Source organism: Streptomyces sp. NPDC001858 (assembly GCF_053594615.1).
On sequence record NZ_JBSFEV010000010.1, the window covers coordinates 189,331 to 209,525 of the forward strand.

Here is a 20,195-nt window from a genome sequence, read left to right on the forward strand (position 1 = left end):
GTACGGTCGGGCAGTTCCACACGTGCGTACGAACTCAGGGGGCCCCATGACCACCGCGACCAGCCGCGGCGAGCGGAGCATCAGTCCCGTCTTCCTCGGGATCCTGGCGGTGACGGCGGTCACCGGCTGGGCGACGTGGACGGGGTTCGCCGAGCAGCCGGGCGTTGCGGTGTTCCTGTTCGTGACGGCGGCCTGGATCGTCTCCCTCTGTCTGCACGAGTACGCACACGCGCGTACCGCCCTGCACAGCGGTGACATCTCGATCGGGGCGAAGGGGTATCTGACGCTCAACCCGCTCAAGTACACGCACGCCCTGCTGAGCATCATCCTGCCGGTGCTGTTCGTGATCATGGGCGGGATCGGGCTGCCGGGCGGCGCCGTCTTCATCGAGCGCGACCGGATCCGGGGGCGGTGGCGGCACAGTCTGATCTCGGCGGCCGGTCCGCTGACGAACGTGCTGTTCGCGGTGGTGTGCACGGCGCCGTTCTGGCTGGGCGCGCTGGACGGCGTGCCGGCCGACTTCCGGTTCGCGCTCGCGTTCCTCGCCCTGCTCCAGGTCTCGGCGGCGATCCTGAACTTCCTGCCGGTGCCGGGCCTCGACGGCTACGGGGTCATCGAGCCCTGGCTGTCGTACAACGTCAAGCGGCAGGTGGAGCCGTTCGCGCCGTTCGGGCTGCTGTTCGTGTTCGCGCTGCTGTGGGTGCCGTCGGTGAACGCCGTGTTCTTCGACGCGGTCGACGCGGTGCTGCGCGGCCTCGGGATCCACGACGTGGAGACGTACTGCGGACAGTCGCTGTACCGCTTCTGGGAGGGCACGAACGAGTTCTGCGAGGTCAGCCCGTGACCTCGGCGCCGGCGTCCGCGGCCGTGGCGGCCTTGCGGAGCTTGTCCCGCCGCAGGTAGTACCAGGTCATGTTGGACGACAGGCCCGCGAGGAGCACCCAGACGATCCCCAGGAAGCTGCCCTGGACGAAGGAGACGACCGCCGCGGCCGTGGCGAGCACGCAGACGACGAGGGTGTAGAGGGCGAGGCGGGGCATCGGGGAGGTTCTCCTGTCGAGGGATCGGGGGACACTGCTGGGCCGGCTCCGTCCAGTGTCCCCCATGCGCTCATACGTCGGTGACGCGCAGGCCCGCGTGGGCCTTGTAGCGGCGGTTGACCGAGATCAGGTTGGCGACCAGCGACTCCACCTGGTGCGCGTTGCGCAGCCGCCCGGCGAACACGCCGCGCATGCCGGGGATCCGGCCGGCCAGCGCCTGCACGATCTCGACGTCGGCCCGCGCCTCGCCCAGCACCATCACATCGGTGTCGATCTCGTCGATCGCCGGGTCCTGGAGGAGGACCGCCGAGAGGTGGTGGAAGGCGGCGGCCACCCGGGAGTCCGGGAGCAGGGCGGCGGCCTGCTCGGCGGCGCTGCCCTCGTCCGGCTTCAGCGCGTACGCGCCCTGCTTGTCGAAGCCGAGCGGGTTGACGCAGTCGACGACCAGCTTGCCGGCCAGCTCCTCGCGCAGGGACTCCAGCGTCTTGCCGTGGCCCTCCCACGGCACGGCGACGATCACGAGGTCGCTGCGCCGCGCGGTCTCCGCGTTGTCGGCGCCCTCGACGCCGTGGCCGAGCTCGTCGGCGGCGGCCTGGGCGCGGTCCGCGGCACGCGAGCCGATGATCACCTTCTGGCCGGCCTTGGCGAGCCGGTAGGCGAGGCCCTTGCCCTGCGGGCCGGTGCCGCCGAGCACCCCGACGACCAGTCCGGAGACGTCCGGGAGGTCCCACGGGTCCTTGGCGGGGGCCTTCGCCGGAGCGCTCCCGGAGGCGTTGTGTGCACTGTCGGTAGAGGTCATGGGCCGACTTTACGCGGGCGTGCGGAGCGGCCCTTCGTCATGTCGGGTGAACGACCGGCGAACCCCGGGACCGCGGCGGCGGGCTGGTGCAGTATCCGGCCGCATGGACGCCGTACGGGTCGCGCTGCTGCGTGAAGTGCTCGCAGGGACCGAGTGGCTGGGGGCCACCCGGAGGTTCGCCGGGGTGCTGCGGGGGTCGGTCGTCTCGCACGGGGGCGGGCTGCTGCTGGTGGGCACCGCCCGCCACGAGCCCTGGCATCTCGCGGCGCATCTGGTGGACGAGGCCGCGTGGTCGGGCACACCGGAGCTTGCGCCGACGCTGGTGCGGCATGCCGCGCGCCCTTCCGACCCGGCGCATCTCGCGGTCGGCCTGGGCCGGATCGAGGCGGCCCGCCGGGGCGAGACGCTGCTGGTGGCGTCGCCGTCCGGGGACGCGCCGCTCCTCGAACGCGTGTCGGACGCCCGCCGCGCCGGCGTCACGATCCTGGCCCTCGGCCCCGGCGAGGCGGACCCGGACCTGACGTCCCTGGCGCACGAGACGCTCCCCGTGCCGGACGGCTCCGAGCTCGACCTCGACACCGTGCAGCACCTGGTGAGCGCGGCCGCCGGCGAGACGCTCCCGCCGCCACGCGGCCGCCGCCGCTTCACCGACCGCCTCTCCCACCTGGCCGAACGGCTGACGGCCCCGCCCCCGCCCCCGTGGTGACCGTCTTGGTGACCGTCCCGAAAAACAGTTGCCGTGGGCATCGGGCTCGCCGAGCATGGCCCCTCGTGACCGACGACAACGATGTCCCCGCATCCGCGCCTCCCGCTCCCTCCGGGTCTCCCGCTCCCTCCGGTCTGCGGGCTCTGCTGCCCGATCTCGCGCCCTGGCGGGCGTCCCGGGACTTCCGGCGGCTGTGGGTCTCGGGGACCGTGTCCAACTTCGGCAGCTTTCTGACCTTCGTGGCCGTGCCCGTGCAGGTGAAGGAGCTGACCGGGTCGGCCGCGGCGGTGGGCGCGATCGGGGCCGTGGAGCTGATCCCGCTCGTGCTGTTCGGGCTGTACGGCGGGGCCCTCGCGGACGCCTGGGACAAGCGCAGGCTCATCGTGTGGACGGAGGCCGGACAGGGTCTGCTCAGCGCGGTGCTGCTGGTCAACGCGCTGCTGCCGGGCCCCGCCCTCTGGCCGCTGTACGTCGTCGCCGCGCTCTCCGCGGCCCTGGTCTCCGTCCAGCGGCCCGCGCTCGACTCGCTGTGGCCGCGGATCGTGGCCCACGAGCACATGGCGGCGGCGGCCTCGCTGAACTCGCTGCGGTGGACCGTGGGCGGGGTCGCGGGGCCGGCCCTGGCCGGCGTCGTCGTCGCCTACGCGGGCCTGGGCTGGGCCTATGCCGCCGACGTCCTCACCTTCGTCGTGTCGGTCGCGCTCGTCGTGCGCATCGCCGCCTCCCCCGCCGCGCACGAGGCGGCGAAGCCCTCCCTCAAGGCCATCGCCGAGGGCGCCCGGTACGCGTGGAGCCGCAAGGAGCTCCTGGGCACGTACGCCGTCGACCTGGCCGCGATGTTCCTGGCCATGCCGCTCGCCGTCCTGCCGTTCCTGGCGGACGAGCTGAACGCCGAGTGGTCGCTGGGGCTGATGTATGCGGCGCTCCCCGCGGGGGCGCTGCTCGTGAGTCTCACCAGCGGCTGGACCTCGCGGGTGCACCGGCACGGCCGGATGGTGGTGCTGTCGGCCGCGCTGTGGGGCGCGGCGATCGGGGCCGCCGGGCTCGCCGGGAACGTGTGGCTGGTGCTGCTCTGTCTGATGTTCGCGGGCGGGTTCGACATGGTCAGCGGCGTGTTCCGCGGGGTGATGTGGAACCAGACGATCCCGGACGAGCTGCGCGGGCGGCTCGCCGGGATCGAGTTGCTGTCCTACTCCGTGGGCCCGACGGTCGGCCAGCTGCGCAGCGGCGGCTTCGCGGCCTGGCTGGGGGTGCGGACGTCCGTCTGGTCGGGCGGGTTGCTGTGCGTGGGCGCGGTGGGGCTGCTGGCGCTCTGTCTGCCGGGGCTGATGACGTACGACGCCCGGACGAACGAGCACGCGGCGCGGCGGCGCGCGCAACGCGCGGCCGCGTCCGCGTCCGCCGCGTCCACCCCGCCCGCCGCGCCCGTCCTGGACGTGTGATCAGTCGTCGTTCGTGGTGTCGGCGTTCGTCGTGTCGGCCGCCGGGGCGTCGTGCCACTTGGGGTCGTTCTCCCACTGGAGGTTGCGCTCGCGGGCGGTCTCCATCGCGTGCTCGGCCTCGGCGCGGGTCGGGTACGGGCCGAAGCGGTCCTTGCCCGGGCACTCGGGCCCCTCCTCGACCTTCTTGTGCTCCAGGCAGTAGTACCACTCGCCCGGTTTGCCGACGGTCCGCTTCTTGAACAGGGGCATGACGGCTCCTCTCGCCATCGACATGTTCCCCCATGGCCGCTCGTTAGACTCACGGGCATGTCTGGCCAGTCGCTGCTCGTCCCAGGGGAGCTGTCCCCCATCCGTTCCGTGCCCGGAAACATCCGTCGCCCGGAGTACGTCGGCAAGCCCGCGCCGACCCCCTACACCGGCCCGGAGGTGCAGACGCCCGAGACGATCGAGGCGATGCGCCGGGCCGGCCGGATCGCCGCGCAGGCGATGGCGGAGGCCGCCAAGCTGATCTCCCCGGGGGTCACCACCGACGAGCTGGACCGGGTCGCGCACGAGTACATGTGCGACCACGGCGCCTACCCGTCGACGCTCGGCTACCGCGGCTTCCCCAAGTCCCTGTGCACCAGCGTCAACGAGGTCATCTGCCACGGCATCCCGGACTCGACGGTCCTGCGCGACGGCGACATCGTCAACCTGGACGTGACGGCGTACATCGGCGGGGTGCACGGCGACAACAACGCCACGTACCTGGTCGGGGACGTCGACGAGGAGTCGCGGCTGCTGGTGGAGCGGACCCGGGAGTCGCTGGAGCGGGCGATCAAGGCGGTCCGGCCCGGCCGGCAGATCAACATCATCGGGCGGGTCATCGAGTCGTACGCGAAGCGGTTCGGGTACGGGGTGGTGCGCGACTTCACCGGGCACGGGATCAACTCGTCGTTCCACTCCGGGCTGATCATCCCGCACTACGACAGCCCGCACGCGACGACCGTCATCCAGCCCGGGATGACCTTCACGATCGAGCCGATGCTGACGCTCGGCACCCACGACTACGACATGTGGGACGACGGCTGGACCGTGGTGACCAAGGACCGCCGGCGGACCGCCCAGTTCGAGCACACGCTGGTCGTGACGGACACCGGGGCGGAGATCCTCACCCTGCCGTGACGGCCTGAGCCGGCGTCCGGACCCGCCCCTGCACCGGGGCGGGTCTTTTCTTGTACGCTTTTGCCGACGAGGTGTCGGCAAAAGCATTGACTTAGGCAAGCCTTACCTTAGAGGATATGCCCCATGGACTCCTTCTCGACCGTCATCCGCACCGCCTCCCACGAGCAGCATGTGGAGGCCGAGACCTCGACGTTCATGAGCGACCTCCTCGGCGGCAGGCTCGGGGTCGACGCCTACGCCAGGTACACCGAACAACTCTGGTTCGTGTACGAGGCACTGGAGGCCGGCGCCGAGCGGCTGGCCTCGGACCCGGTGGCCGGGCCGTTCATCCAGCCCGCGCTGTTCCGGCTCGCCGCACTGGAGCGGGACCTCGCGCATCTGCGGGGCGGCGACTGGCGGGCGGAGCTGACGGCCCTGCCGGCGACCGAGGCGTACGCGGCCCGGGTGCGGGAGTGCGCCGAGCAGTGGCCGGCCGGGTACATCGCCCACCACTACACGCGCTACCTGGGCGACCTCTCCGGCGGGCAGATCATCCGCGACAAGGCGGAGCGCACCTGGGGCTTCGAGCGCAAGGGCGACGGCGTCCGCTTCTACGTCTTCGAGGAGATCGGCAACCCGGCGGCCTTCAAGCGGGGCTACCGGGAGCTGCTGGACGGCGTGCGCGCGGACGACCTGGAGAAGCAGCGGATCGTGAGCGAGTGCAAGCGCGCCTTCTCGCTGAACACGGCCGTCTTCCAGGCACTGGGCGAGGAGTTCCGGATCTCGGCGTGAGCGGCATCGCAGTCGGCATCGGCGGCGTCGTCGGCAGGAAAACGGGCGGGGCCCCTTTCCCGGAGAGGGAAGGGGCCCCGCCGGTCTGTCGCGTCAGTGGTGTCCGGAGCGGTGGCAGCGCGCGCCTTCCCAGAAGATGTCGCTGGAGACCGTGTCGATGAACCCGGCGTACGGGCTGCACACGGCGTCGTCCTTGTCGTAGTGGTGCCGGGGGCCCTCGTCGGCGCCGGCGGTCGCGGCGCCGGCGGCGGTCAGGGCGATACCCAGGACGGTTGCGGCCAGGACGGATCGGATGCGCATGGTGTTCCTCTCGCGGAGCTGAGCGATCACGCCCAGTGGTCCCCGCTCGCCTCCCCCCGCACACGCGAGACCACCCGTACGGCCCTCCCGCCCTCGCCCGGAGGGCTCAGCGCTCCAGGAACACCCGTCCGCCGATCTCCACCCAGCCGTACGGCTGCGGGGCCGTCAGGATCTGGGAGCCCGCGCCCTGGGTGATGTTCAGGGCCCGGCCGAGCCGCTCGGTGAGCAGCAGCGCGGCGGCGCCCGTCGCCTCGTCCTCGTCGATGCCGTCGTCGCGGCCCGGGAAGCCGCGGGCGCGTATCCGGCCCGCGGACTCCTCCTCCCAGGCCCAGGCGTAGATCCACTCGCCCGGCGGCGGCACGGGCAGGTCGTCGACCTCGGCGGCGGTGGCGTACTGGCGCAGCGTGCGGGCCGGGGCCCACTCCGCGCGCGCCTCTATCCAGGTGAACTCGCCGTCCAGGCGGGTGCCCACGACACCGGCCGGGGTGACGAGTTCGGGCACGTCGAGCAGCCAGGCGACGCCCACGCACGGGTAGCCCGCGAAGGGCAGGCGGACGGTGGGCGTGTAGATGTCGATGATCCCGCGCTCGGGGTCGTCGACGAACACCGTCTCGCTGAAGCCGAGTTTCGCCGCGAAGCCCTGTCGGTCCTCGCGGTCCGGCAGCACCGAGCCTTCGCGGACCACGCCAAGTTCGTTGCCGTAGCCGCCGTTCGGCGCACAGAAGACACGGAGCACGTCGTAATCAGTCACCGGGGAATTGAAGCACCGGTCGACCGGAGGGCTATAGCCGGTCAAGGTAAGGCTAACCTAAGCTTTCGGCCATGACCGTCCTGGAGAAGCCCGCCGACACCGGGGGCGCCGCCGGCCCCGCCGCCCCCGCTCCCCCGGCCGGCCCGAAGAAGCGCGGCACCGGGCCGCTGTTGACCGCCGGGCTGGTCCTGGCGCTCCTCGTGCTGGTGCCGGTGGCCGGTGCGCTCGGCGCCTATCCCATCCCGGTCGGCGACGTGCTGTCCTCCGTGCAGCACCGGATCGGGCTCGGGGGCGGCGAGCTGGACCGGGTCGCGGAGTCGGTGCTTTGACATCCTCCCCCTCTCAAAAGACTCCAACGGAGTCTTAAAAGAGGGGGATTCCAACCCGAGTGGGTTGAGGTTCACGGGCGCTCGAACGGCTGGTGGCCGTTGTCACTCCTGCGGCACCGGCTGTTCGCCGGGGACGGGGGAACCCGCCCTGTCCTGCCGCGACGTTGATACTCGCGTTGGCGTCCGCGTTACAGGTGAAGCCGCAGGAGGAACACTCGAACTCGGCTTGGCTCTTGCGCGAGTTCTTGTCGATCCAGCCGCAGGCGCTGCACCGCAGAGATGTGTAGGGGGCGGGGACGTCCTCGACCCGGCCGGGGGCTTTGTGTCCGGTGCGCTGCCGGAGCAGGCCCCAGCCCTGGGCGAGGATGGCCCGGTTCAGTCCCGTCTTCTGCGTCACGTTCTTGCCGGGCTGCTCCACGGTGCCCTTCGCGGAGCGGGTCATGTTCCTGATGTTCAGCTTCTCGAAGCGGATCAGGTCGTACGACCGGGCAAGCAGGGTGCTGGTCTTCTCGCACCAGTCCTTGCGCCGGTTCGCCTCGCGTGCCTTGAGCCGGGCGACGGCCGTGTAGGCAGCGGTCTTCTGCTCACTGCCCTTGGAGGCGCGGGCGGCGCACCGCTGGTGTTTGCGGATCCGGGCGCGTTCCCGGACGGTGAGCTGCGGGCAGTTCAGCTTCCGGCCGTCGGAGAGGGCAGCGGTGACGGTGACACCGCGGTGACCCGAAACGTCTTCGCCGCAGGGAGCTTCGCGCCCTTGCCCCCGGCGCTCAGGCGGAAGCGGACCCAGCCGCAGCCGGGCACCTTCACCTGCGCCCACCGCCGGTTCAGCTTCCGCACGACCACCGAGCGGCCCATGACCTGCCTGCCGGTCTTCGCGTCCAGCTTCGCCGAGCCGTCTGCGTGGCACTCGGGGACACGGTCGGTGCCGATGACCCGGAAGCCCTCGTGCGTGAACTTCTTGCGCCAGGTCGGCTCACCGAACCCGGACGTGAAGCGGGCGTTCCTGGCCGTGGCGAAGTCCCTCAGCGCCTGCTGCTGCAGGTCGGCGTTCCCCGCCGCCAGCCACTCGTTGCCGCGCCGGGCCTCGGTGAGCTGACGGCACTGCTCGGCGAAGGAAGGCGCGGGCCCGCGGCCCGGCCTCCAGTGCGCGTGCTGCTCGACGGCGAGGTTCCACACTTACCTCGCGTGCGCGCAGTGCAGCAGCATCCGCCGCTCCTGCTCGCCCGTCGGGTACATCCGAAACCGTGCCATGCCGTGAACGTAGACCACACATTCCCCGCCCGCGCACACCATCGATGAGCATCACCCGTGCGAGTGATCGCACCCTGGCCGTCTACCGGTCCCACGACTTCCGTCACACCAACCGTCCATGGCCACCCTCGGCATCCCGGACGACGACGCCGGATCGCCCTGACGGCGATCCGGCTGTCCCCGCCCCGCTCCGCGGGAGCGGGCGGGCGCGGGGGGTGCCGTCGTCGTCGTGCTGCACGATCTGGGGCTGGCGGCCGCTTACGCGCACCGGGTCGCGGTCCTGTGCGGCGGGCGGGTCGCCGCGGACGGTCCGCCGGACGAGGTGTTCACCGAGGGGCTGCTGTCGGAGGTCTACGACCAGCCCGTCGAGGTGCTGGCGCACCCCCGCACCGGAGCCGTCCACGTGACCCCGAAGCGGAGTCTTTGAATCTCCTTTGACCCTTCCTTGGGGTCCGTTTTGAGCCACCGTGATCGGCTCGTGCTCTTACGCGATTTATGAGAGGTGAATCACGGCACGGGCCTGTATTACACAGGTAAGCCTTGGATAAGTTAGGCGAGCCTCACCACTCCGTGTGAGCCCTGTCACGTGTTTTTTCAGCCACCGCTGGGAGCCCGCATGCGAGCCGTCAGACTCTCCGCCGTCACCGCCGTGACCGCACTGACCGCACTGACCGCCGTCACCGGCTGCACCTCGAAGAGCGACTCGAAGGACGGCGACCGGGTCATCAGCGTGACCGCCACGGACGCCAAGTGCGAGACCTCCAAGAAGGAGATCTCCGCCGGGCACGTCGAACTCGCCATCGAGAACAAGGGTTCCAAGGTCACCGAGGTCTACATCCTCTTCCCGGACGACCGGGTCGTCAGCGAGCGCGAGAACATCGGCCCCGGCACCGAGCAGCGGGTCACCGCCGAGGTGAAGGCCGGCGAGTACGAGATCGCCTGCAAGCCGGGCATGAAGGGCGACGGCATCCGCCAGAGCCTCAAGGTCACCGGCGGCTCCGTCGCCCAGCGCGACCCCCGCCTGGACAAGGCCGTGGCCGCCTACCGCGGTTACGCGCAGGAGCAGGCCGACGAGACGCTGCCGAAGGTCGCGACCTTCGTGGCCGCGATCAAGGCCGGGAACATCGAGGCCGCGAAGGCGGCGTACGCCCCGTCCCGCATCGGCTGGGAGCGCACCGAGCCGGTCGCGGAGTCGTTCGGCGACATCGACCCGCTGGTCGACACCCGCGCCGACGGCCTGGAGGCCGGCCAGAAGTGGACCGGCTGGCACCGGCTGGAGAAGTCCCTCTGGCAGGACAAGAAGATCACCGCCGAGGACAAGACCCTCGCCGACCAGCTCACCACCGACCTGACGGACTGGCAGAAGCGGGTCGGCAAGGCCGAGATCACCCCCACCTCCATGGCCAACGGCGCCAAGGAGCTCCTCGACGAGGTCGCCACCGGCAAGGTCACCGGTGAGGAGGAGCGTTACTCGCACACCGACCTGGTCGACTTCAAGGCCAACGTCGAGGGCGCGCAGGAGTCGTACGAGCTGCTCAAGTCGGTCGCGAAGGAGAACGACGCGGCTCTGGTCACCGAACTGGACAAGCAGTTCGCCGCGCTGAACGCGCTGCTGGACACCTACCGCCCGAACACGTCGTCGTACGAGTTCACCTCCTACGACAAGGTCGGCGCCGCCGACCGCAAGAAGCTGTCGGACGCGGTCAACGCGCTCGCCGAGCCGCTGTCCAAGCTCGCCGCCGCCGTCGCGAAGTAGGGACCGGCCATGACTCAGACTCCCTCTCGGCGGTCGCTGCTCGGCTGGGGCGGGGCCGGGCTCGCGCTCGGCGCCGCCGCGGCCGGCGGGGCGGTCGCCATGACCCGTACCGGCGACGACGTCGACCCGACGGCCGCCGACACCGGCGCGGCGGTCGACTTCCACGGCGCCCATCAGGCGGGCATCGCCACGCCCGTGCAGGACCGGCTGCATTTCGCCGCGTTCGACGTGCAGACCGAGGACCGCGCCGAGTTCGTCCGGCTGTTGCAGGACTGGACCGAGGCGGCCCGGCGGATGACGGCCGGCCAGACGGTCGGGGACGGCGCGTACGGCGGTCTCGCCGAGGCGCCGCCGGACGACACCGGCGAGGCATTGGGGCTGAAGCCGTCGCGGCTGACGCTCACGATCGGCTTCGGGCCGTCGCTGTTCGCCCGCTTCGGGCTCGCGGGGCAGCGGCCCGCGGCCCTGGTGGACCTGCCGCAGTTCACCGGGGACGCCCTCGACCCGGCCCGCTCGGGCGGCGACCTGTGCGTCCAGGCGTGCGCGGACGACCCCCAGGTCGCCGTGCACGCGATCCGCAACCTGGCCAGGATCGGCATGGGCAAGGTCGTCGTGCGCTGGTCGCAGCTCGGCTTCGGCAAGACCTCGTCGACGACGCCCGAGGCGCAGACCCCGCGCAACCTGATGGGCTTCAAGGACGGCACCCGCAACATCGCGGGCACCGAGACCGACCGGCTGACGAAGTTCGTGTGGGTCGACGAGAAGGACGGGCCCGAGTGGATGGCCGGCGGGTCGTATCTGGTCGCCCGGCGCATCCGGATGCACATCGAGACCTGGGACCGCACCTCGCTTCAGGAGCAGGAGGACATCTTCGGCCGGGACAAGGGCGAGGGCGCTCCCGTGGGCAAGGCCAAGGAGCGCGACGAGCCGTTCCTGAAGGCGATGAAGCCCGACGCGCACGTACGGCTCGCGCACCCGGACTCCAACCACGGGGCGACGCTCCTGCGCCGCGGCTACTCCTTCACCGACGGCACCGACGGCCTGGGCCGGCTGGAGGCGGGCCTGTTCTTCCTCGCCTACCAGCGTGATGTGCGCGAGGGGTTCGTGCGCGTCCAGCGCAATCTCGCCACCGATGCGCTCAACGAGTACATCCAGCACGTGGGTTCGGCCGTCTTCGCCGTCCCGCCGGGCGTCCGCGACAAGGACGACTGGTGGGGCCGGACGCTGTTCTCCGGAAGCGGAAAGGAGGCGTAGCCCGTGTTCTCCAACTACCTGATCGGACTGCGGGAGGGCCTGGAGGCCTCACTCGTCGTCTGCATCCTCATCGCCTATCTGGTGAAGACCGACCGCCGGGACGCGCTGAGGCCGGTGTGGACCGGCATCGCCGTCGCGGTGCTGCTCGCCCTCGGTTTCGGCTGCGTCCTCGAATTCGGCTCCCAGGAACTGACGTTCCAGGCGCAGGAGGCGCTCGGCGGGTCGCTGTCGATCCTCGCGGTCGTACTGGTGACCTGGATGGTCTTCTGGATGCGGCGCACGGCCCGGCACCTGAAGAGCGAACTGCACGGCAAGTTGGACGCGGCGCTGGCGCTGGGCACCGGCGCGCTGGTCGCCACCGCGTTCCTCGCGGTCGGCCGGGAGGGCCTGGAGACGGCCCTGTTCGTGTGGGCGTCGGTGCACGCGGCCGGCGACGGCACCCCGCGCCCGCTGATCGGAGTGGCGCTGGGCCTGGCCACGGCGGTACTGCTGGGCTGGCTGTTCTACCGGGGCGCGGTGCGGATCAACCTGGCCAGGTTCTTCACCTGGACCGGCGGCATGCTCGTCGTGGTGGCCGCGGGCGTGCTGGCGTACGGCTTCCACGATCTCCAGGAGGCCGACTGGGTACCGGGGTTGACGGACAAGGCGTTCGACATCAGCGACACGATCCCGCCGGACAGCTGGTACGGCACGCTGCTGAAGGGCGTGTTCAACTTCCAGCCCGATCCGACGGTCCTCCAGGTCACGGTGTGGCTGCTGTACCTGGTCCCGACGCTCGCGCTGTTCCTCGCCCCGGTAGGGTTCGCCTCCGGGAAGGGGAGGGTGAAGTCACCTGATGACCAGGGAACGCAGCCTGACGACCGGGGTTCCGCAGCGTCGAAGGCTCCGCAGCCGTGACCGGTACGCACTCATGGCGGCCTCGCTGACGGCCGTCTCGCTCACCGCGAGCGGCTGTGTGGTGGTGCACGGGGAGCTCGAGGTGCTCCCGGGGGCCACGCAGGGGGAGGCCGTGCAGGCGGTCGAACAGTTCACGGCCGCATACAACAAGGCGGACGCGGCGTTCGACGGTTCTCTCGACGCCGAGTACACCGCCGGCGCCCTCGGGATCATCGACGGGGCGCGGCTGAAGGCGGGGCGGGTCAACAACCCGGGCGGCAACCCGGAGCACACGCCGCTGGTGCTGTCGGACGTGAAGTACACGATCGCCGAGAAGGCGGGCTGGCCGCGCTGGTTCGTCGCCGACGCGAAGGGCAACAAGGGCGGCGACTCGCGCTGGCTGCTGGTCTTCACCCGGAAGAAGCTGTCGGAGCCGTGGCAGGCGACGTATCTGACGTTCGTCGCGGCCGGTTCGATGCCGGAGTTCAAGAAGGACGAGGACGGCCACGCCGAGGCGGTTGCGGCGGACACCGCCGAACTGGCGCTGGCGCCGAAGGACTTGAGCAAGAGCTACGCGACGTATCTGCAGAGCGGCCAGGGCGCGTTCGCGAACGGCGCGTACACCGACGAGATGCGCGCCACGCGGGCGAAGAACGCGACCAAGCCGGGGCTCGTCACGCAGTACATCGACGAGGAGCTGACGGGCGGCGAGTACGCGCCGCTGGCGTTGCGCACGGTCGACGGGGGTGCGGTGGTGTTCTTCACCACGCACCACTACATGAAGCAGACGGCCGCGCCGGGGGCGGCGGTGCCGACGCCCAACCAGAACGTGCAGGCGTTGACGACCGGTGAGACGAAGCAGTCGCTGACCATGGAGTTCGTCGCGAACGAGGTCGCCGTCGCGCCCGCGAAGGGGTCGGCCGGCGGCAAGGTGTCGCTGCTGAGCCGCCTGGAGGGCCTGACCGCGGCGAAGGGCGAGTAGTGCGCCGTCCGGCTGACCGCCCCGCTGGAAGTGCCGCGATCTGCCGTCGTTCCGCTGCGGCGCCGTCGTGGCCGGTCGCGCAGTTCCCCGCGCCCCTTCAGGGCGCTGCCGAACCGTAGCCGACTTCCCCGACCCGGTTAGAAGCGCTGCCATCCCGAGGTGGCGTGGTCCTGTTCGGCTCCGTGCCGGGCGCAGGCGTCCGTCAGGGTCTCCAGGAGGGTCAGGGGGTCCGGGAGGGCGTGCTCGGGGCCCCGCAGCCAGCGGACCGACCGGCCGTCGTCCCCCGGGAGCCGGGCCGGGGGGACCAGGACGTAGGAGCCCCGGCAGTGCCAGCGCAGGCCGGGGTGCTCGTCCATGGTCTCGGGGTGGCAGTCCAGCTCGCAGGGCCACCACTCGTCCTCGTCCTCGGGGGTGCCGCGGGTGAGGGTGAAGAACAGCAGGCGGCCGTCGTCGCTCTCGGCCACCGGGCCGACCTCGATGCCGGCTTCGAGCAGCCGTTCGAGTGCCGACCGGCCGGCCTCCAGGGGCACGTCGAGGACGTCGTGCGTCATCCCGGTGGCGGTGATGAAGTTGGCCTGCGGCTGGTGCCGGGCCCAGCGTTCGATCTGGGCGCGGTCGGTGGTGGACTGCGTCTGCCAGGCGAAGGACACCGGGTGCCGGGCCGGGGTCGGACAGCCGACCCGGTCGCAGGAGCAGCGGTAGCCGGGGGCCGGGTGGGCGGCGGGTGAGAGCGGCAGTCCCGCTTCCGCGGCGGCCAGCAGCAGGGCCTCACGGCCGCTGTCGTCGGCGGCCTCCGTCGGGCCGCTCGGGCGCAGCCAGTCGGAGAGTTTGCCCCACAGGCCGGTCCGGCCGTCGAACTCCGCGCTCATCTGTCCCCTCGCCTCGCTGTGGTGCGGACAGCATGCCTCATGGTCCCACCATCCTGCGCATCGGGGGGCCGTAGCCGTGAATCGGGGCAGGTGGGACGGGTGGGACGGGTGGGGCCAGAGTGGCTGATGTGACCCTGCCGTCAAGGACGGTCAGCGGGGGGCCAGGCCGTGCAGGGCGTAGTCGACCAGGGTGTCCGTGTACTCGTACGTGATCGGGCCCGTGTACTGGAGCCAGCGCTGGGCGAGCGGGGAGATGAAGAATTCGAGGGCGATGCGCGGGTCGAGGTCGGCGCGGACCTGGCCGGCCTCCTGGGCGGCGCGCAGCCGGTCCACGTACAGCTGGATGGACGGTTCCATGAGCTTGGCCGTGAACTCGCGGCCGACCTGCTCGTTGACGACGCCCTCGGCGGCCAGGGCGCGGGAGGGCGCCTCGAATCTGGGGTCCGTCAGCTGGTCGACGGTGGCCCGCAGCACGGCCTTGATGTCGGCGGCGAGGTCGCCGGTGTCGGGGATGGCGTACGGCTCCTCGTCCGAGGCGCCGGCGTCCCGCGCGGCCTGTTCGCTGAGGTCGAGGAAGGCTTCCAGGAGGACGTCGGCCTTCGATCCCCACCAGCGGTAGATGGTCTGCTTGCCCACTCCGGCGCGGGCGGCGATGCCCTCGATGGTGGTCTTCGGGTAGCCGGCCTCCGCGACGAGGGCGAGCGCCGCGTCGTAGATGGCGCGCCGCGAGCGCTCGCTGCGTCGGGAGGTGTCGGGGGCCGGCTTTCCGGACTGGGTGACCATGGGTCGACGGTACCAACGGCGCCGAGGGGTGAGACGGGACGTCTCGCCGACGGGATCCGTGGGAGCGGTTACGCGTCCTCGCCCGGGTAGCGGACCCCGATCCGCTCCCGGACGGCGTCCAGCGTCCGCATGACCGCGAGGCTGCCGTCGAGGGGGATCATCGGGGACTCCGTCTCGCCGGCCCGCAGCGCGCGCATGACCTCGCGGGCCTCGTGGCGGAAGGTCGTGCGGGGGCCGTCGGCCGGGTCGGCGGTGAACTCCTCGGGGTCGCGGCCGGCCCGGTGCAGGACGAAGCGGTCGGGGTGGAAGAAGCCGGACGGGATGTCGATGCGGCCGCGCGAGCCGGTGACGGAGGCGGTGGTGCCCGTGCCGCCGGTGACCGAGCAGTGCAGCGCGGCCAGCGCGCCGGAGTCCCAGGACAGGGCCAGCGCCGTCTGGAGGTCGACGCCCTCGGCGGACAGGACGGCCTGGGCGGCGATGCCGGACGGTTCGCCGAGCAGGAGGTGGGCGAAGGAGACCGGGTAGACGCCGAGGTCGAGGAGGGCGCCGCCGCCCTGGGCGGGGTCGCGCAGCCGGTGCGAGGGCGGGAAGGGGCCTTCGAGGCCGAAGTCGGCCTGCACGGTGCGGACTTCGCCGATCGCGCCGTCGTCGACGAGGGCCTTGAGGCGGCGGACGACCGGGCTGCAGTACATCCACATGGCCTCCATCAGGAAGCGGTCGTGGTCGCGGGCCAGCGCGACGAGTTCCTCGGCCTCGCGCGCGTTCAGCGTGAACGCCTTCTCGCACAGGACGTTGCGTCCGGCCTCCAGGCACAGGCCCGCGGCCTCGCGGTGGGCGGCGTGCGGGGTGGCGACGTAGACGACGTCGATGTCGTCGTCGGCCGCGAGCGCGGCCCAGTCGCCGTAGGCCCGGGAGATGCCGAACCGTTCGGCGAACGCCTTCGCGGAGGCGTCGGTGCGCGAGGCGACCGCGACGACCTCCGCGTCGGGCAGGTCGATCAGGTCGGCCGTGAAGGCTCCGGCTATCCCGCCGGTCGCCAGGATCCCCCAGCGCACCGTCTCCGTCGTCATACCCCGCTCCGCCCTCGCGTACGTCCCAGCAGTGTGTTCGAGCTGAGAGCATAGGTGGCGAATGTGTCGGAGAGGGAGGGGCGGCATGTTGCCGAAGGGTGGGGCCGAACCCGAACCCAGGCTGTCCTCGGAGCCGGCCGTGGCGGCGGCGGCGCGCGACCCGCGCCGGGCCGGGCTCCTCGTCACGCTGGTCCTCGGCGGCCTGACCGCCACTCCCCCGCTGTCGATGGACATGTATCTGCCGGCGCTGCCGGACGTCACCCGCTCGCTGCACGCGCCCGCCGCGACCGTGCAGCTCACGCTGACCGCCTGTCTGGCCGGGATGGCGCTGGGGCAGCTGGTGGTCGGCCCGATGAGCGACCGGTGGGGGCGGCGGCGGCCGCTGCTCGCCGGACTCGCCGTGTACATCGTGGCGACGGCGCTGTGCGCGCTGGCGCCGAACATCGAGCTGCTGGTCGCGTTCCGGCTGCTGCAGGGGCTCGCGGGCGCGGGCGCGATCGTGATCGCCCGGGCGATCGTGCGCGATCTGTACGACGGCGTGGCGATGGCCCGGTTCTTCTCCACCCTGATGCTGGTCTCCGGGGTCGCCCCGATCGTGGCGCCGCTGATCGGCGCGCAGATCCTGCGGGCGACGGACTGGCGGGGCGTCTTCGTCCTGCTCACCGTGGTGGGGCTGGTGCTGGCCGGGGTCGTGTGGACCAGGCTCCCGGAGACGCTGCCCGCCGCGCGGCGGCATTCGGGCGGGGTCGGCGAGGCCCTGCGCTCGATGCGCCGACTCCTGGCCGATCTGCGCTTCACCGGTTACATGCTGACGGGCGGCTTCACCTTCGCCGCGCTGTTCGCGTACATCTCCGCCTCGCCGTTCGTGGTCCAGGAGATCTACGGGGCCTCCCCGCAGACGTTCGGTCTGCTGTTCGGGGTGAACTCGATCGGGCTGGTCGTGGTCGGCCAGATCAACGGAAAGGTGCTGGTGGGGCGGGTCCGGCTGGACCGGGTGCTGGCCGTCGGGCTGACGGTGGTCGTGCTGGCCGCGACGGCCCTGCTGCTGATGACGACGGGCGTGTTCGGCGCGGTCGGGCTGGCCCCGGTGGCCGCCGCGCTGTTCGTGCTGATGTCCGCGATGGGCGTCACGCTGCCCAACGCCCAGACCCTCGCGCTGATGCGGGTGCGGCACTCGGCGGGCTCCGCCTCCGCGCTCCTCGGCACCTCCTCGTTCCTCATCGGCGCGATCGCCTCGCCGCTCGTCGGGATCGCCGGCGAGCACACGGCCGTCCCGATGGCCGTCGTCCAGTTGACGGCCGTACTGGTGGCCATGGCCTGCTTCGTGGTGATGTGCCGCCCCTGGACGAATACGGGGCCGGAAGGGGCGGAGAGCTGAGCGCACCGAGACTGCGCGTCGACACACCGGAGCGGGCCGGTCTCGACCCCGAGGAGACGCGGCTCCTCGTACGTGACGTCGTGGACCTCACCGCGGGCGACCGGCCCTGGGCGCCCGGCGCCGTGGTGGTGGCCGGGCGCGGCGCCGTGATCGCCGTGCGCGAGGCGGTGGGCTGGGCGGTGCGGTATTCGGCGTACGACCCGGTGGCCGACGCAGGCGTGGAGCTGCCGCCGGAGCGACGGGTCCCGATGACCGTCGACACCCCCTTCGACCTGGCGTCCCTCACCAAGCTGTTCACGTCCGTCGCGGCCGTGCAGCAGATCGAGCGCGGCACCCTCGGCATCGACGCGCGGGTCGGCGCGTATCTGCCCGACTTCCGGGCGGCCGCCGCCCACGACATCACCGTCCGCCAGCTCCTCACGCACACCTCCGGACTCCGTCCCGAGCTGCCGTTGTACGACTGCGCGGACGACACGGAGCGGATGCGGCTGCTGCGCGCGGAGGCGCCGGTCGGCGAGGCGGGCACGTATGTGTACTCCGACCTGAACATGCTGCTGCTCCAGCAGCTGCTGGAGCGGCTGACCGGGCGCACGCTCGACGTCCTCGTGCACGAGGGGATCACCCGGCCGCTGGGGATGACCTCGACCGACTTCGGGCCCTGCCCCGGCGCTGCGGCCACCGAGCATCAGCGGCGGCCGTGGGCCAAGACGGACCGGGGGATGCTGCGGGGCGTGGTGCACGACGAGAACGCCTGGGCGCTGGGCGGGGTGGCCGGTCACGCGGGCCTGTTCTCGACCGGCCGGGACCTGGCCGTGTTCTGCCGGACCCTGCTGGCGGGCGGTTCGTACGGTCCCGCCCGCATCCTCGGCCCCGACTTCGTGGAACTGCTGCTGGCGCCGCCGGGGCTGGGCTTCGCGGTGGACCAGCCGTGGTTCATGGGCGAGCTGGCGGGCGAGGGCGCGGCGGGCCACACGGGCTTCACGGGGACCTCGCTGGTGCTGGACCCGGCGACGGACACGTTCGTCGTGCTCCTCGCCAACACGGTCCACCCGGTGCGCAGGCCGCCGGACAGCTCACCCCGGGCGCTGGCGGGGACGCGGATGGCGATGGCGGTGCGGTGAGCTCCGCGCTCGGGACCTGAGAAAATCCCAGGGTGAATGTCTCCGTATCCGCCGCCGAGACCCTGCGTACCGCTCTCGGGGAGCTCCTCGACGGCCTCCCGCCCAGGCAGGCCGCCCAGGCCGTCGATCGGCTCATCGCCAACTACCGGGGCGCCACCCCGACCGACGCGCCGATCCTGCGCGACCGCGCGGATGTCGCCGCCTACGCCGCGTACCGGATGCCGGCGACGTTCGAGGCGGTGCGCTCCGCGCTGGAGGCGTTCGCGGACGCGGCGCCCGAGTGGACGCCGGGCAGCCAGGTGGACGTCGGCGGCGGCACCGGCGCGGCGACCTGGGCGGTGAACGCCGTCTGGGGCGGCACGCGTGCGGTGACGGTGCTGGACTGGGCGGAACCGGCGCTGGCCCTGGGCCGCGAGGTAGCCGCCGCGAACCCGGAGCTGCGCGAAGCCCGCTGGCAACGCGCCCGCATCGGCGCGTCGCTGGAGCTGGAGAGCACCGACCTCGTGACGGTCTCCTACGTCCTGAACGAGCTGTCCGCCGCCGACCGGGCCGCCCTGGTGGACGCCGCCGCGTCGGCCGCGCAGGCCGTGGTGATCGTCGAACCGGGCACCCCGGACGGCTACGCCCGCGTGATCGAGGCCCGGGACCGGCTGATCGCCGCCGGCTTCCGCATCGCCGCGCCCTGTCCGCACAGCGCGGGCTGCCCGATCGTGCCCGGCACGGACTGGTGCCACTTCTCGGCCCGGGTCAGCCGCTCCTCCCTCCACCGGCAGGTCAAGGGCGGCTCCCTGCCCTACGAGGACGAGAAGTTCAGCTACGTCGCCGCAGCCCGCTTCCCCGTCTCCCCGGCTCCCTCCCGGGTGATCCGCCGCCCCCAGATCCGCAAGGGCCAGGTCCTCCTCGACCTCTGCGAGCCCGAGGAACGGCTGAGCCGAACGACGGTGACAAAGCGCCACGGCGACCTGTACAAGGCGGCCCGAGACGCAGACTGGGGCGACGCCTGGCCACCGACTGCGCCTCACTGAACGCGCGATCCCATTCCGGATTGGACTGGCCGTACGGCAGCACCAGGGTCCGTCACCATGCACACGTTACGGGAGGTCAAGCGCCCGTGCGTCGGCTCGGGAGATCGATCCTCCCGAGCCGACGCACCGGTCTCCTCAGTGCAGCGCTACGCACTCCCCGACCAGGTCATGGAGCTCGTAGGCGGCCTCCATCACCCGAGCCGCAGCTTCATCCTCGTAGAGGGCTGCGTTCGCTTCCGTCGCGGCGAAGACGTCGACGAGAACGTTCGCTCCCAGCCGCGGGATCGAGTCCAGCTGCGCCCACTCGTTCGCGCATACGCGAAGCGCTGTTGTCAAAGCGTCGTACGCGGTTTCGTCGAACCCGTTCCCCATGCGCAGGGACTCATCGAATGTGGCCCAGGCCTGAGCCATTCTGTTCACTGGATCGTCCTTCATGACGGTCCTCCCTCGTTGATGCCGATGAAGTCCTTCAGCGTCTCCCACACCACGGCCAGAATCACCGAGGTCATGGACTCGCCCAACAGCGCCGGC

Annotated in this window: 23 protein-coding genes and 2 pseudogenes; 14 read left to right on the forward strand and 11 right to left on the reverse strand. The window is 71.7% G+C overall.

Annotation, left to right across the window (positions count from 1 at the left end; all coding sequences use genetic code 11):
* Nucleotides 1-46 precede the first annotated feature (46 nt).
* Nucleotides 47-844 carry a site-2 protease family protein gene (locus ACWCPF_RS17420; protein ID WP_451045882.1) on the forward strand — a complete coding sequence of 266 codons (798 nt, stop codon included), beginning with the start codon at nt 47-49 and terminating at the stop codon, nt 842-844.
* Here the strand turns inward: ACWCPF_RS17420 and ACWCPF_RS17425 are convergent.
* Together ACWCPF_RS17425 and npdG are read right to left on the reverse strand one after the other, a co-directional pair.
* Complete coding sequence (locus ACWCPF_RS17425; protein WP_451045883.1) at nt 834-1,106, reverse strand: hypothetical protein; 273 nt, start codon at nt 1,104-1,106, stop codon at nt 834-836. The two genes, ACWCPF_RS17420 and ACWCPF_RS17425, sit on opposite strands and share 11 nt — an antisense overlap.
* Nucleotides 1,107-1,110: 4 nt before the next feature.
* Nucleotides 1,111-1,839, reverse strand: coding sequence for an NADPH-dependent F420 reductase (gene npdG, locus ACWCPF_RS17430; protein WP_451045884.1), 729 nt, complete (start codon nt 1,837-1,839; stop codon nt 1,111-1,113).
* A gap of 103 nt (nt 1,840-1,942) precedes the next feature.
* Here npdG and ACWCPF_RS17435 point away from each other — a divergent pair, with 103 nt between their 5' ends.
* Both ACWCPF_RS17435 and ACWCPF_RS17440 read left to right on the forward strand, forming a co-directional pair.
* Entirely contained in the window at nt 1,943-2,545 is a 603-nt protein-coding gene (locus ACWCPF_RS17435; protein WP_451045885.1) for a hypothetical protein, read from the forward strand.
* Nucleotides 2,546-2,610: 65 nt separating this feature from the next.
* Nucleotides 2,611-3,987: an MFS transporter gene (locus ACWCPF_RS17440; protein ID WP_451045886.1), complete on the forward strand. Its 1,377-nt coding sequence runs from the start codon at nt 2,611-2,613 to the stop codon at nt 3,985-3,987.
* On the opposite strand, the gene ACWCPF_RS17445 is transcribed toward ACWCPF_RS17440, so the two are convergent.
* The gene (locus ACWCPF_RS17445; protein WP_451045887.1) at nt 3,988-4,236 is read right to left on the reverse strand and encodes a hypothetical protein; all 249 of its coding nucleotides are present in this window, start codon (nt 4,234-4,236) and stop codon (nt 3,988-3,990) included. It abuts the gene before it with no gap.
* A gap of 57 nt (nt 4,237-4,293) precedes the next feature.
* Between ACWCPF_RS17445 and map the strand changes: the two genes are divergently transcribed.
* A complete protein-coding gene (gene map, locus ACWCPF_RS17450; RefSeq protein ID WP_451045888.1) occupies nt 4,294-5,151 on the forward strand; it encodes a type I methionyl aminopeptidase in 858 nt (285 codons plus the stop codon).
* A gap of 123 nt (nt 5,152-5,274) precedes the next feature.
* Complete coding sequence (locus tag ACWCPF_RS17455) at nt 5,275-5,922, forward strand: biliverdin-producing heme oxygenase (protein ID WP_451045889.1); 648 nt, start codon at nt 5,275-5,277, stop codon at nt 5,920-5,922.
* 93 nt (nt 5,923-6,015) lie between these two features.
* Here ACWCPF_RS17455 and ACWCPF_RS17460 read toward each other — a convergent pair whose 3' ends face one another.
* Both ACWCPF_RS17460 and ACWCPF_RS17465 read right to left on the reverse strand, forming a co-directional pair.
* Entirely contained in the window at nt 6,016-6,222 is a 207-nt protein-coding gene (locus ACWCPF_RS17460; RefSeq protein WP_451045890.1) for a hypothetical protein, read from the reverse strand.
* Nucleotides 6,223-6,328: 106 nt separating this feature from the next.
* Nucleotides 6,329-6,973 carry a PhzF family phenazine biosynthesis protein gene (locus ACWCPF_RS17465; RefSeq protein ID WP_451045891.1) on the reverse strand — a complete coding sequence of 215 codons (645 nt, stop codon included), beginning with the start codon at nt 6,971-6,973 and terminating at the stop codon, nt 6,329-6,331.
* 71 nt (nt 6,974-7,044) lie between these two features.
* Between ACWCPF_RS17465 and ACWCPF_RS17470 the strand changes: the two are divergent.
* Nucleotides 7,045-7,299, forward strand: a pseudogene (locus ACWCPF_RS17470) (iron ABC transporter permease); the annotation flags it as partial.
* A 37-nt stretch (nt 7,300-7,336) separates the two neighbouring features.
* On the opposite strand, the gene ACWCPF_RS17475 reads toward ACWCPF_RS17470, so the two are convergent.
* Nucleotides 7,337-8,086 carry an RNA-guided endonuclease InsQ/TnpB family protein gene (locus tag ACWCPF_RS17475; protein ID WP_451045979.1) on the reverse strand — a complete coding sequence of 250 codons (750 nt, stop codon included), beginning with the start codon at nt 8,084-8,086 and terminating at the stop codon, nt 7,337-7,339.
* On the reverse strand, nt 7,969-8,475 hold the full coding sequence (locus ACWCPF_RS17480) for a hypothetical protein (protein WP_451045892.1): 507 nt from the start codon (nt 8,473-8,475) through the stop codon (nt 7,969-7,971). The genes ACWCPF_RS17475 and ACWCPF_RS17480 overlap by 118 nt, the downstream gene beginning before the upstream one ends.
* A gap of 268 nt (nt 8,476-8,743) precedes the next feature.
* On the opposite strand from ACWCPF_RS17480, the pseudogene ACWCPF_RS17485 reads away from it, so the two are divergent.
* The 5 genes and pseudogenes from ACWCPF_RS17485 to ACWCPF_RS17505 all read left to right on the forward strand — a co-directional run.
* Nucleotides 8,744-8,977: pseudogene (locus ACWCPF_RS17485) on the forward strand (hemin ABC transporter ATP-binding protein); the annotation flags it as partial.
* Nucleotides 8,978-9,166: 189 nt separating this feature from the next.
* Nucleotides 9,167-10,306, forward strand: a complete 1,140-nt coding sequence (gene efeO, locus ACWCPF_RS17490) for an iron uptake system protein EfeO (RefSeq protein WP_451045893.1) — start codon at nt 9,167-9,169, stop codon at nt 10,304-10,306.
* Between the two features lie 9 nt (nt 10,307-10,315).
* Entirely contained in the window at nt 10,316-11,560 is a 1,245-nt protein-coding gene (gene efeB / locus ACWCPF_RS17495) for an iron uptake transporter deferrochelatase/peroxidase subunit (RefSeq protein WP_451045894.1), read from the forward strand.
* Between the two features lie 3 nt (nt 11,561-11,563).
* Nucleotides 11,564-12,457: an iron uptake transporter permease EfeU gene (gene efeU / locus ACWCPF_RS17500; protein ID WP_451045895.1), complete on the forward strand. Its 894-nt coding sequence runs from the start codon at nt 11,564-11,566 to the stop codon at nt 12,455-12,457.
* The gene (locus ACWCPF_RS17505; RefSeq protein ID WP_451045896.1) at nt 12,396-13,418 is read left to right on the forward strand and encodes a hypothetical protein; all 1,023 of its coding nucleotides are present in this window, start codon (nt 12,396-12,398) and stop codon (nt 13,416-13,418) included. Before efeU ends, ACWCPF_RS17505 begins: the two co-directional genes overlap by 62 nt.
* Before the next feature lie 137 nt (nt 13,419-13,555).
* Here the strand turns inward: ACWCPF_RS17505 and ACWCPF_RS17510 are convergent, their stop codons facing one another.
* From ACWCPF_RS17510 to ACWCPF_RS17520, 3 genes are all read right to left on the reverse strand, one after another.
* A complete protein-coding gene (locus tag ACWCPF_RS17510) occupies nt 13,556-14,287 on the reverse strand; it encodes a bifunctional DNA primase/polymerase (RefSeq protein ID WP_451045897.1) in 732 nt (243 codons plus the stop codon).
* Between the two features lie 150 nt (nt 14,288-14,437).
* A complete protein-coding gene (locus ACWCPF_RS17515) occupies nt 14,438-15,070 on the reverse strand; it encodes a TetR/AcrR family transcriptional regulator (RefSeq protein WP_451045898.1) in 633 nt (210 codons plus the stop codon).
* A 68-nt stretch (nt 15,071-15,138) separates the two neighbouring features.
* Nucleotides 15,139-16,140, reverse strand: coding sequence for a Gfo/Idh/MocA family protein (locus tag ACWCPF_RS17520; RefSeq protein ID WP_451045899.1), 1,002 nt, complete (start codon nt 16,138-16,140; stop codon nt 15,139-15,141).
* An 85-nt stretch (nt 16,141-16,225) separates the two neighbouring features.
* Between ACWCPF_RS17520 and ACWCPF_RS17525 the strand changes: the two genes are divergently transcribed.
* The 3 genes from ACWCPF_RS17525 to ACWCPF_RS17535 are packed head-to-tail and all read left to right on the forward strand — an operon-like array spanning nt 16,226 to nt 19,664.
* Nucleotides 16,226-17,518 carry a multidrug effflux MFS transporter gene (locus ACWCPF_RS17525; protein ID WP_451045900.1) on the forward strand — a complete coding sequence of 431 codons (1,293 nt, stop codon included), beginning with the start codon at nt 16,226-16,228 and terminating at the stop codon, nt 17,516-17,518.
* Nucleotides 17,473-18,639: a serine hydrolase domain-containing protein gene (locus tag ACWCPF_RS17530; RefSeq protein WP_451045901.1), complete on the forward strand. Its 1,167-nt coding sequence runs from the start codon at nt 17,473-17,475 to the stop codon at nt 18,637-18,639. The genes ACWCPF_RS17525 and ACWCPF_RS17530 overlap by 46 nt, the downstream gene beginning before the upstream one ends.
* A 32-nt stretch (nt 18,640-18,671) precedes the next feature.
* The gene (locus tag ACWCPF_RS17535) at nt 18,672-19,664 is read left to right on the forward strand and encodes a small ribosomal subunit Rsm22 family protein (protein WP_451045902.1); all 993 of its coding nucleotides are present in this window, start codon (nt 18,672-18,674) and stop codon (nt 19,662-19,664) included.
* 135 nt (nt 19,665-19,799) lie between these two features.
* Here the strand turns inward: ACWCPF_RS17535 and ACWCPF_RS17540 are convergent, their stop codons facing one another.
* On the reverse strand, nt 19,800-20,099 hold the full coding sequence (locus ACWCPF_RS17540) for a hypothetical protein (protein WP_451045903.1): 300 nt from the start codon (nt 20,097-20,099) through the stop codon (nt 19,800-19,802).
* Between the last annotated feature and the right edge of the window lie 96 nt (nt 20,100-20,195).